At 34.3% G+C, this 12,576-nt stretch carries 8 protein-coding genes; 7 read left to right on the top strand and 1 reads right to left on the bottom strand.

Features of this window, described 5'->3' with window-relative positions:
- Positions 1 to 197: 197 nt before the first annotated feature.
- Entirely contained in the window at positions 198 to 2,018 is a 1,821-nt protein-coding gene (locus CBP76_RS09145; RefSeq protein ID WP_102196594.1) for an FAD-binding protein, read from the bottom strand.
- A gap of 156 nt (positions 2,019 to 2,174) precedes the next feature.
- Here CBP76_RS09145 and CBP76_RS09150 point away from each other — a divergent pair, with 156 nt between their 5' ends.
- The 7 genes from CBP76_RS09150 (at position 2,175) to glpK (ending at position 12,464) form a co-directional block, all read left to right on the top strand.
- Positions 2,175 to 3,104: an FAD:protein FMN transferase gene (locus CBP76_RS09150; RefSeq protein WP_102196595.1), complete on the top strand. Its 930-nt coding sequence runs from the start codon at positions 2,175 to 2,177 to the stop codon at positions 3,102 to 3,104.
- A 100-nt stretch (positions 3,105 to 3,204) separates the two neighbouring features.
- The gene (locus CBP76_RS09155) at positions 3,205 to 3,813 is read left to right on the top strand and encodes an NADPH-dependent FMN reductase (protein ID WP_102196620.1); all 609 of its coding nucleotides are present in this window, start codon (positions 3,205 to 3,207) and stop codon (positions 3,811 to 3,813) included.
- 10 nt (positions 3,814 to 3,823) lie between these two features.
- Positions 3,824 to 5,041, top strand: coding sequence for an NAD(P)H-dependent oxidoreductase (locus tag CBP76_RS09160; protein WP_102196596.1), 1,218 nt, complete (start codon positions 3,824 to 3,826; stop codon positions 5,039 to 5,041).
- A gap of 1,061 nt (positions 5,042 to 6,102) precedes the next feature.
- Positions 6,103 to 7,455, top strand: a complete 1,353-nt coding sequence (locus CBP76_RS09165; protein ID WP_102196597.1) for an FAD-dependent oxidoreductase — start codon at positions 6,103 to 6,105, stop codon at positions 7,453 to 7,455.
- A gap of 88 nt (positions 7,456 to 7,543) precedes the next feature.
- Complete coding sequence (locus CBP76_RS09170; protein WP_102196598.1) at positions 7,544 to 7,885, top strand: hypothetical protein; 342 nt, start codon at positions 7,544 to 7,546, stop codon at positions 7,883 to 7,885.
- 413 nt (positions 7,886 to 8,298) lie between these two features.
- Complete coding sequence (locus CBP76_RS09175; RefSeq protein WP_102196599.1) at positions 8,299 to 10,854, top strand: YfhO family protein; 2,556 nt, start codon at positions 8,299 to 8,301, stop codon at positions 10,852 to 10,854.
- Positions 10,855 to 10,955: 101 nt separating this feature from the next.
- Complete coding sequence (gene glpK / locus CBP76_RS09180) at positions 10,956 to 12,464, top strand: glycerol kinase GlpK (protein ID WP_102196600.1); 1,509 nt, start codon at positions 10,956 to 10,958, stop codon at positions 12,462 to 12,464.
- Positions 12,465 to 12,576 lie beyond the last annotated feature (112 nt).

Below are 12,576 nucleotides of genomic sequence, written 5' to 3' on the forward strand. Positions count from 1 at the left end.
AGCAAATTTATACAAATTGTCTTTAGAATTTGTTACAATTACTTTGCTGATGTCTATGAACGGCATTCTCGATAATAATAATATTATTATGATATAACTCCCGCGGGGAAGCATTGATTGCTTCCCTTTTTATATACGCAAAACGATCTAGCGACTATTTAATAGTTACTAGATCGTTTTTTTATTTATAAATCAATTTATTTTATTTGTTCCAAGGCGTTTGCCACAGCTTCCTTAATAGCTTTGCTTGAAGCAGAGGCACCAGAAACTGTATCAACATTTACAGAATTTTTAGCTATGATTTCTTTAGGCAATTCTTTCACGGCTTTAAGACCATAATCGTCGGATTCACTTTGTTTTAGGATTTCAATATTTTTAATATCATCTTTATTGTCAGCAGTGACTCTAACAACTATTTCATTTCCCATACCGGCAGTGGATTTACCAATATACTGATTATCCTTGGTTTCAAAGTGCTCTTCAACAACATCAGAACCTAATCCCGATTCGTGAACACTGGCTGATGTTTGAGCATCGATATTTTCAGGATTGATCTCGGATTTTTCACTAGCAGCGTTCTCACCAGCAATTTTACCAAAGATTAAATTCTCGGCTAGATTACTGCCACCGTTATATTGACGTCCCATTAAACTGCCTAGTTCGCCGGCAGCGTAGAGATGAGGAATAACCACATTATCATTATCAACTATTTCTGCTTTTGAATTATGAACGGGCCCACCTTGGGTATTCAATAATCCCTGAACCATCGCTAAAGCATAGTAAGGGCCATCATCAAAAGCAGTCAAAGTTTTAGCATCACGATCAAAGGAATAGTCGTGTTTAATTTCGGCAAAATGATTGAAATTTTTAATTGTAGTAGTTAGATTTTCCAGATCAACATCTATAGTATCAGCCAAACTGGCAAGGTTGTTAGCTTTAATAACTTGTTTCATAAATTCTGGATATGGAGCATTTTGGTCGTTGATAAGTTCTTTGTATTTCTTTTGGTCGAAGATAACATAGGGATGACGTTGTGCATGTGGAACTCTCCAGTTACCGTGATCCTGAATGTGCCCGTGGCGATGAATTTCATTTTCATCAAAATAACGTGTGCCGTCATCCCCAACTACGATTAGACTACCTTGATGGAAAGCAGGCCAATCAAATGGTAGAAATTGTGAACGTTGACCGGCTTTGGGTTTGGGGGTTAGGCCATGGAAAATACCATATGATTCATAGTTACTCATATTATAAAGTTTGGCACCAACCTCAGAGGCCATTTTGACCCCGATCCCCTTATTATAGAGCGAACCAATAGGTCTTAGACTTGTTTCTCCTAGATAGTCTTCTACCATTTCTGGATTATTTTCAAAACCACCAGTTGCCATAACGACACCATTTTTAGCGCGTACGTTAAGTAGTTCATTATTACGTTTTATTTGAACTCCAACAATAGTTTTGGTATTAGGATCTTGAATCAAATGTTCAGCAGGAGTGTTATATAAAACATCGATTTTATCGGCTCGTTTAAGAACTTGTTGACGGAGATTTTTCCATAGGGCAGAATCGGCAACGCCTTCATGTACAGTAACTAGTTCATGTGTTTCTTGTCCTCGGAATTCAGGGTATTCGTGAGCCATGAAGTATAGAGCCTTAGAAACTTGTGACTCGGGATGTTGTCCCATTACGAATGGTTTAACTTCTAGATATTTTTCTAGATACTCAGGTATTTGATAGAGTCCTTCGATGAAGGTTTCCATCAATTCTTTATCGTATGATAATGGAAAAGCTAAATCTTGATAATATTTTCTCAAGTCATCTAGATCATCACCGGAAGAAATGACTTGTCCGGCATAGCGAGTATTACCGCCTTCGTGTCCTTCAGGTGCAGAATCAGTAATTAAAACTTTGGCATTGTTGTCGGCTGCAAATCTGGCGGCAGTAGCACCAGCGCCTCCAAATCCTAAAACAATAACGTCATAAGTTGCGTTCCATTTTAACTTTGAACTATCAAACATTTCATTCACTCCATTTCATCAACATGTTAGGATTAATATAACTCTAATTATGGATATTGTGAACAAGTTCCTTTTGTCGAAAACGACACCAAAATCCATGATGAAGATCGTAATCATGAATTTGAGTTAATTATCTAACGGATTGAGGAATTGAGTATGGGATTAATAAACAAAAGTTACTATGCTTTGGGAACGGAAATTAATTTATCAGTTAATGATCCAGCAACTGAAAATGATTTAGAGGCAGGTTATCGTTTAATCCAAAAATTCGAGGATAAATTAACCGTCAATCGTAATGAATCTGAGGTAATGTCGATAAATCATCAAGCGGGTATATCACCAGTGGTTGTTCCAAGCGATACATATAGTTTGATCAAACGGGCGGTCTTAGTAAGTAAAAAACATTTAGGATTTAATGTGGCAATTGGACCATTAGTAAAATTGTGGAAGATTGGTTTTAAAGGAGCTAATAGACCCAGTGACAATGATATTAAGCAACGTTTGAACATTATTGATCCAGAGAAAATTATTTTGAATGATACTGAATCATCGGTCTTTTTACAAGAGAAGGATATGGAAATAGATTTAGGCGGGATTGCCAAAGGATATATTGCTGACCAGATAAAAGAGCTTTGGAAAAAAAGAGGCGTAGAGACAGGCATCATTGATTTGGGAGGCAATGTATTATTATTAGGTGCTAGTTTACATGAAGATGGAATATGGAATATTGGCGTCCAGAATCCAATTAAACCAAGAGATATATCGTTAGGAGTAATCCATACTAATGAGAAATCGATTGGAACGTCAGGCATTTATGAAAGAAAATTAATAATTGACGGTCATGAATATCATCATATGTTTGATTCTCAAACTGGTTATCCAATAAAAAATAATTTGGCTAGTGTTACGATCGTTAGCGATAAGTCAATTGATGGCGAGGTCTGGTCTACGATTGGTTTTTATCAAGGAATCGAACAGGGAATGGAAATGATTGAAAGGCAGCCAGGTATCGAAGCAATTTTTATTACTAAAAATCTAAAGACCTTTGTAACTAGTGGATTGGATAAAAAATTCAATTTAATATAACTTTTTTCATATAAAAACGATTACATTATTGTGTTGCTTTATTCTGTGAAAAAAATTACAATTAAAGTGATAAATACAAATGAATGGGATGATTGATGGTATGAATAAATTTATTGCTATTGTTGGATCTAATTCTAACAAGTCAACTAACCGTGAATTGTTGCAATATATGAAAAAACATTTTCAAGAACAAGCTGAAATTGAATTGGTTGAGATTACCGGTTTGTCCATTTTTAAGAAGAGTATTGATAAGTATGTACCGCAAGTCGCTAGAGATATTGCTGAAAGAATTGAAAATTCGGATGGTGTGATCATTGCTACTCCTGAATATGATCATTCGATTCCAGCGGTTTTATCAAGTGCTCTGGCCTGGTTATCATATGGTATTCATCCATTCGTAGATAAACCAGTCATGATAACTGGGGCATCTTATGGATCATTAGGTTCATCTCGTGCCCAAGCTCAATTGCGTCAAATTTTGGATTCGCCGGAATTGAAGGCCCGTATTATGCCAAGTTCAGAATTTTTGTTAGGTCATTCTTTAGAAGCTTTTGATGAGAATGATAATTTGAAAGATGAACAGATCATTCAACAATTAGACGGATTATTTAAGGACTTTTTACAATTTGTTGATATTTCTAAACAACTAAATAATGCCAATACTGTAAATAAACAAAAAGCCGAGGAGTTTTCTTGGGATAAGGATTAGGAGAGGTAATATGAAATTAATTGGTATCGCGGGTTCAATTGCTGATCAATCTTATAATCGAACACTTTTGCAGTTTATTGCTAAACATTTTTCGGGTTTAGTTGATGTGGAAGTGTTGGATATTAATGACGTACCTATGTTTAATCAAGATGATGATCAAACGGATGGTGCTATTATTCAGAATTTGTGCAAAAAAATAAATTCAGCTGATGGCGTGATTATTGCCACACCTGAACATAATCATTCGGTACCTGCAGCGTTGAAGAATGTAATTGAATGGTTGTCTTATGAAGTTCATCCCTTGGATGGCAAACCAATCATGATTGTTGGTGCGTCTTATCACATTCAAGGTTCATCTCGTGCTCAATTACATTTGAGACAGATTCTTGAGGCACCTGGAGTCAATGCCATCGTTTTACCTGGTAATGAGTTTCTTTTAGGTGATGTTAAGACAGCTTTTGATGATAAAGGCGATTTGAAAGATCAGCGAACAGTTGATTTTCTTCAAACGACGATACAAAACTTTATTAAATTTGCTAAGGTAATTAATATGATTGGTGAAACAAACAATTATGAAGAAGAAGATTTAAGCGCCCAAAATGGAACCGATACAACTATTAAGGGTATTGATATGAATGCCGATGATTGGTTGGATCGGGCTGCTAATAAGGTCAGTGCAGCAGAGGGAAATGATTACGTTAAACTAGATAGTGGTTTGTTGACCGTTAATCAGTTGGATTATTTCCTAAAGACTATTCCAATTGAATTAACCTATGTTGATGAAAATAATCAATTTCTTTACTACAATCACTCACTGCCAACTGAAAAAATGTTAGCTAAAAGGACTCCAGCTCAAGTCGGTGATGCTTTGGACAAAGTACATCCTAATATCGGTCGAGTTTTTAAACACGTTAAACAAGTTATTAGTGCTCTACGCAATGGAGAAACTGATTTAGTTTCAATGCCTATACCTGGTGGAGATCCTCAAAAACATCATGTAATGCATTATTACAAAGCAATGCATGATGATGAGAATAATTACAAAGGTGTTAATGAGTGGGCAGTTGATTTGAAACCGATAGTTGATGAATATCTTAAAGCAACTGGTCAAAAGTTAGTTAAAGATCCAAATGCAAAGATGGATGCTATGTCAGGTGCCTCTAAAAAAACTACTGAAGAAAAACCAGAAGTTGAAGTAGATGCAACCTCAAGTGCTTCTAAACACTAAAAAAACAAGCCTATCATTTAACGATAGGCTTGTTTTTCTGCCTTTGCATCATGTGTGCAGCAGCATTACCAGTAGTGTTAGGGGAGGAGATATGAATTTTATTTCCATATCTTTAAACATAGAGGGATTTATTAATCAATGAAATTATTGTCACGATATTTATTGGAGGAGGAAAAATCAAATTGGTTGAGGGGGTGCAATTTGATTTCTTATTTCAGTAACTATGATCTGCCGTAATATGAGGAGGTATTACGGAATTTATTACTGAGTGCTAAAACGGAAGGATTTACATTGATCGTATCTTATCCCCTTTCACAGTTATAATCTATCATATATGTTTAAACAAAAACTATCAATATTGAAAAAATTATTTATTTAATTTTGAAAAAAATTATTTAATAATAAATTCACAATAAAAAAGGTCAAAAAAAAACAGCCTATCTTTGGGGACGGGCTTGTTTTTTTGCTACATATATGTGTAGCGGCATTACCAGTAGTGTCGGAGACAAGGTATGAATGCTTATGAGGTTTCCATATTTGTCAAATAGAGAGGGATTTCTGTTAATTAATGAAAGCATTCAAAGTAAATTATTGTAATGGGATTACGCATTTGAGGGGGGAGACCAAATTGATTGAGGGGGGCAACTTGATCTCGGAATGCGAGTAAGCTTTTTTAGGTTACGGTATGAGGATGTGTACCATAACCTTCATTAACGAGTTAAAAAAGGAAGGAATCGCATTTCATATCTCTATCTCTTTCACGATTATAATATAGCACATATGTTTAAACAGTTAAATTCATTTTTGGAAAAAATATTTATTTGTTTTTAATATCACAAACTCATGGTTCTATGCGACTATAATATTAGTCCTGTTTTTCGGTTATTACTAGAGATAATTCACAATTTGATAATTGATGGGGCGTAAGTCGAGCATATTATAGTTAAAATTCCAATAATTTATAATTCTGATATATTTATTTTAATATTATGTAAGCGCTTTAATTATTAAACGAAGTTAACTATAATATAAGATATAAACAAAAAAGGGTGGTAGTTATTATGAAAGTAAGTATTGTCGGTTGTACTCATGCTGGAACTTTTTCTGCAATGAATATTTTGAAAGAACATCCGGATTGGGAAGTTTCTGTTTTTGAAAGAAATGATAACCTTTCTTTTCTATCATGTGGTATCGCTTTGTGGGTAAGTGATCGAGTATCTGATCCAAATAAGATGTTCTATGCAAATCCTGAAGCTTTAACAAGTTTAGGTGCTCACATGTACATGCAACATGATGTGACAAATATTGATTTTGATAATAAGAAACTTGTAGTTAAGAATCTTGTTAACGGTGAAACATTCGAACAAGATTATGACAAACTAGTTATTACTACTGGTTCTGCTCCAGTCGTTCCACCAATTCCAGGAATCGATTCAAGTCGTGTAATGCTTTGCAAGAACTGGACTAATGCCAATGAATTAAAAGAAAATGCTAGTGATATTAAGAGTGCCATTGTTATTGGTGCTGGATACATTGGTGCTGAATTAGCCGAAGGATATGCAACTCTTGGTAAAGAGACAACCTTGATTGATGCATTGCCACATGTATTATCAAAGAATTTGGACGTTAATATGTCCGAAGTTGCTGAAAAAGATTACATTGATAATGGCGTTAAGTTAGGTATGAATGAGAAAGTTGAGTCATTCGAAGAAACGGATCATAGTGTAATTGTTAAGACGAATAAAAATGTTTACGAAGCTGATATTGCTGTGATGTGTGTTGGCTTCCGTCCTAATACTAAGATGTTTGCCGATGAATTTGAAACTTTGCCAAATGGTGCTTTGATTGTTGATAAGTACATGCATACAAGTAAAAAAGATGTCTTCTCAGCTGGTGATGCAGCTTCAGTACATTACAATCCAACAAATGATGATCAATATATTCCATTGGCAACTAACTCAGTTCGTCAAGGGATCTTAGTTGGTAAGAATATTGAAAAAGATACTTTGGCATATATGGGAACTCAAGCAAGTTCAGCGGTTGAATTGTTTGGACGTACATATGCGGCCAGTGGTTTAACTAAAGTACATGCTGAAGTATTGGGCAAGAAAGTCGAAACGGTCTCGTTAGAAGATAACTACCGTCCTGAATTTATGTTAACTACTACACCTGTTTTAATGAACTTAGTTTGGGATCCAGAAACAAGAGTTGTTTTGGGTGGTGCCTTGACAAGTAAGTATGATGTATCACAATCAGCTAACCTTTTGTCATTAGCAATCCAAAAGAAAGTCACAATTGATGAATTATCGATGGTTGATTTCTTGTTCCAACCAAACTTTGATAAACCAGTTAACTATGTCAGTGCCTTAGCCGGAGCAGCAGTAGAAAAGGCTGATTCTAAGGTATCTGAATAAATACAATCTGAAAATCGTTGAAAAAAGCAACCTTTAAGGCTGCTTTTTTTGTATAATGTGGATAATTTAAAATAGGGCGGTGACAATAATGGATGACGATGATTTTATAATGCGACAGATCAAGTCCTTTGCAGAAGGATTTGGAATGATGGTTGGTAAAAAGGGTGCTAACAAAACTGAGATAGTTTATGAGCAACAACAGAATCAGAACGGAAAAATTTACACCGATATTGATAATTTACTATTACATCAAAAATATGAAGAAGCCATTCATTATGTATATGCTCAAAAATTTGAACTTGATAAATCTTCTTATTATTCATTGGGCCAGTGGCTGATCAAGAAACTGTCGATGATTCCTGAAGTAGATTCGCAAATGCTAAGTGAATTTGTTATCAATATGAAGAAGTATCAGGGTCCAGTTGATTGATTTGTGAATAGAATCCACTATTTATCTCTGAAACAAAATTCATAAATAATTCAAGTTTTAATAAAATGAAATTCATATTATCCAGTTATTATGTGTACATAGTCAAATATGACTATTCGAAAAACGAGGTGAATTTTATGAAAAAACATCCTATTCTAGTTCTTACGGGTGTATCTGTTTTAGCAACAATGTGTACTAAAATGATTAAATCTCATAATGAAAAGAATTTTTTAAACTAAAAAATAAGAATTAAAACCATTCAAAATAAATATAACGACAATTAATTAATCTGAGGTAATAATATGAAAAAGAATATGAAGTTGGGCTTGCGTAAGCAAGCCTTTTTTGATGTTTTCTTTTTTGCATTTATGTCAGTAATCCCATATGATTTGAATAAGTAAGGAGATATTAATATGTTGAAACGTCATATTTGGTATTATTTCGGAGCGTTTTTTATTAATCTTGTTATTATTTCAATAATATTTGCTTATTCTGGATTAGTTCCCTTTGGAAGTAATAATTTTTTGAGTAGTGATTTGGGGACTCAGTATTTAGCCTTCTTAACTGAATTAAGAAGACAAATGGTATCGGGAAATATTCATTTATATCTTTTTAGTCAATCTTTAGGGGATAATTTTTTTCCTGTTATAAGCTATTATTTATTATCACCATTTAATTTGTTATTAGTTTTATTCAGTCCTAAAGGAATACCGGCAGCAGCTAATATAATAATTATGTTGAAGATTTCTTCAATGGGTGTCACGATGGCATATTTTTTGAAGGAATATTTTAAGAATATTAGGTTTACAAATTATATTTTTACATTGGCATATAGCTTTTGTGGATTCGTGGCATCATACTTTTATGATTTGATGTGGTTGGACGCGTTGATTATGTTGCCACTGGTAGCAGTGGGAGTATTGCATGTCATTACTCGTCAAAAATATGTTTTGTATTATTTTGCGATTTTAATGTCGATTATTTTTAATTATTATTTGGGATATATGTTATGTATATTCTCGTTATGCTTCTTTGTTTACTTGGCCTTGGAGGAAAGACTTTTTCAGTCGAGTATCAAATGGAGAGTGGTTAGAGACTATTTGATTACCTCAATCTTGGCGGGATTTAGTTCAGCGGTAGTGTTAATTCCAACATTAGCCGGAATGTTAAAAACTGCTAAGACTTCATTCAATGTTTTTAATTATTTGCCATCGGCTAGGTTTGGCCTTGAGGCATTAACAGAATTAGGTATTGGTGGAAATACTTTTGAACAACGTTTGGAACATGGTCCGTCAGTATTTATGACCTCAACTATATTGATATTATTGCTGGCATACTTCTTTAGTAATCGTATTTCCAATAGAGAGAAATTAAATTCTACATTTTTAATAGGAATTTTATTAGTCAGTATGTTTGTGACAACTTTCAATACGGTATGGCATATGTTCCAAAATCCAGCAGGATTTCCGTTTAGAAATAGTTTTATTTTTTCTTTTGCTTGTATTTTTATTGCTTATAAGGCCTATATCAATGGAGTTTATCATGATTTGGAGATTGTTATTAAGAGTACTTGTATTGCAGGTATTCTTTTATGTATTGGATATTCGACAGAATGGCTATGGCCTAAAATTATTGAAAAGTTGGGATTCGCAACACCTAATAATCAATATGATGGTCACTATTTTTGGATAAGCATCGTCTGTATTTTGATTTCAGGTGTTCTTTTATGGTCGATTAATACAAATCAAAAATATATAGTGATTCTTTTGATAATGGTTTCATTTGAGGCTATAGCTAATTTTAATGCAGTTATGAGTACGGCCAGTTTGGGAGACCAGTTGGTATATCGAAAAGAATTTGATAGAGAAGATGACATACTTCAGAAGGTTAGAAATGGCAGTCGATCGGGACATCGAATCATTGTCTCTAAATCTGGTCTGAATAAGGCTTTTCCTGATAAATATAATAATTATAATGATCCGATCCTGTTTAATATCAATGGTGTCAGTCTTTATAGCTCGACCTTAAATCAAGATACTTTGCAGATGATGCATAATTTAGGCTATTTTAGTTTGAACGTTCGTCGGATTAGTTATTTTGGTGGTACTAACTTAACTAATGCTCTTTTGGGTGTTTATTACCGGGTCCGTCAGTCTGATAACAATTATCACGTGGAGGAGAATTATAATGCTCCCACATTAGGATTTTTAGTGGATCCTGAGGTTTATAACTTTAAAATGTATTCTAAACGAGCATTGTCTAATCAAAACCGTCTTTGGCAAGCGTTGAATGGAAATAATGAGCAGTATTTGAAGAATGCTTCGATCAATAGTATGCAACAATACAATGTCGGCAATAAGAGTTCATATACTTATGATTTAACAACTCATGCCAGTGGGCCAATGTATTTTTATGTTTCGCCGATGAATTATCATACCGCTAAAATCTATGTAAATGGTAAACGAATTAAAACCGATCGAATTAATGTATATAGTGCAGCCACATTGAGATTAGGTCATTTTAAGAATAATCAAAAAATTCAAGTTAAAATTTTAACCGATAAATCTTTGGATTTAAATCCGAAATACTTTCAATCGTTAAATCAAAAGATGTTTTTAGAGAGTTTAAAAAAATTTAGAAGTAATTCTTTGAAGATAAGTTCAGATTTAAACCATGATACGGTAAGAGGAACAATTGAGGTAGAAAAATCTGCACCAATGCTGTTTAGCATCCCATATGATAATGGTTGGAGTGTAACTGTTGATGGTAAGAAGGCAGTGCTACACAAAGCGGTATCCAATTTGATGACAGTTAATTTAAAGAAAGGCAAACATGAGATAGCTTTAAATTATCAAGTTCCAGGATTAAAACTCGGTTGGATCATATCAATAAGTTCAATTATTTTGTTTATTTGTTTTATTATTGTTAAAAAGTCAAAAACAAGGAAAAATAAAACTGTTATTCATTAAAAAAGACAAAATATTAAAAATATTACCGAATTGTTTGCAATATTCTGTAGATGTTATAATATTTTGTTATGAAACGTTTACATTAAAAATGAGGTGAAGTAATGTCAAGTGAATATATTATGGCGATTGATGAAGGCACTACCAGCACAAGGGCAATTATTTTTGATCAAAAAGGAACAAAAATTGCTGACGCACAGCGTGAATTTACTCAACGTTTTCCTGAACCAGGATGGGTTGAGCACGATGCTAATGAAATCTGGAATGCAGTTCAATCTACTATAGCTAATGTTTTTATTGAATCTGGCATTAAACCTAGACAAATTAAGGGAATTGGAATTACTAATCAACGCGAAACAACGATTATTTGGGATAAGAAAACAGGCTTACCAATTTATAATGCAATTGTTTGGCAAAGTAGGCAGACATCTGATATTGCTAGCCAACTAAAAAAAGACGGCTATGGCGAGATGATTCATGAAAAGACAGGACTTTTGATAGATCCATATTTTTCGGCTACTAAGATCCGCTGGATTTTGGATCATGTAGAAGGTGCTCAAGCACGTGCTGAAAAGGGTGAATTACTTTTTGGGACTATTGATACTTGGCTACTTTGGAAACTTTCCGGTGGGGCTGCTCATGTTACCGATTATTCTAATGCGAGTCGAACAATGCTCTTTAATATTCATGACCTCAAATGGGATGATGATATTCTCAAGGCTTTGAATATTCCTAAGATCATGTTGCCTGAGGTTCGTCCGAATTCAGAGGTCTATGCTAAAACCAAGGGCTACCATTTTTATGGTTCAGAGGTTCCAATTGCGGGTATGATTGGAGATCAACAGTCAGCTTTATTTGGACAAATGGCTTTTGAACCAGGAATGGTTAAAAATACATATGGAACCGGTGCTTTTATAGTTATGAATACCGGTGAAAAGCCTCAATTATCAGATAATAATCTTTTGACAACGATTGGTTATGGTATTAATGGAAAGGTTTATTATGCCCTTGAAGGAAGTATTTTTGTTGCTGGTTCAGCAATACAATGGTTAAGAGATGCAATGCATTTGGTTGGCTCAGCACCTGAATCAGAAGAGGCAGCTCTTTCTTCTAATGATGACGATGAGGTTTATGTAGTACCAGCCTTTACTGGCTTGGGTGCTCCTTATTGGGATGCTGATGCACGTGGTGCTGTCTTTGGCTTAACCCGTGGTACAACCAAAAATGATTTTATTAAAGCAACACTACAATCATTGGCTTATCAATCACGTGATGTTATTGAAACGATGAAGCAAGATACTGGGATTGATATTCCGACTTTGAAGGTCGATGGCGGGGCTGCAAATAATCGCTATTTGATGCAATTTCAAGCTGATATTTTGCAGACTCCAGTTCAACGCTCTAAAGATCTTGAAACTACAGCTTTGGGCGCTGCCTTTTTAGCAGGATTGGCTGTGGGATATTGGGATGATTTAGACGACATTAAAAAACAATATGCCACTGGTGCTACGTTTGATCCAGAAATGGATTCAAAAAAGGCTGATTACCTATATGAGGGTTGGCGTGAAGCGGTCAGTGCGACTAGAATGTTTAAGCATAAAGCAACAAAATAATTTGTAATAGGAAACAAAATTAGATTGGGGAAAAACACAACTTATTCTGCTTAAATAATTGAACTAGTAATCAAAGTTAGGTTACTAGTTCAATTCGCATTATGAGTGTGTT

This window comes from Companilactobacillus nuruki, assembly GCF_002872255.1.
Taxonomy (GTDB): Bacteria; Bacillota; Bacilli; order Lactobacillales; family Lactobacillaceae; genus Companilactobacillus; species Companilactobacillus nuruki.